General features: G+C 40.3%; 1 protein-coding gene. It reads left to right on the forward strand.

Annotated features, from left to right (window positions below):
• On the forward strand, window positions 1-295 hold a 295-nt coding region (locus AACQ14_RS24665), incomplete at both ends, for a GntR family transcriptional regulator (RefSeq protein WP_339366163.1).

A 295-nucleotide genomic window follows, 5' to 3' on the forward strand; every position in this document is an offset into this window, starting at 1 on the left:
AGCGAGCATGAACTCGTCCAAACCTACAAAGTCAGCCGTGATACCATTCGCAAGTCACTTGATTTACTTCAAAAAGCTGGTCTTATCCAAAAACTGAAAGGGCAGGGCTCTAAAGTTACTAAACAAGAACAGATTGACTTTCCTGTCTCCAATCTGACTAGTTACCAAGAACTCGTGCAACAGCATGGGATAAATTCTAAAACAAATGTCATTCAGTTAGAAAAAATCACGGTTGATAAAAAGTTATCCAATCTCACAGGCTTTCCTGAATACCGTCTGGTATGGCGAATTGTCC

It is taken from the genome of Vallitalea maricola (assembly GCF_036985595.1).
Lineage (GTDB): Bacteria > Bacillota > Clostridia > Lachnospirales > Vallitaleaceae > Vallitalea > Vallitalea maricola.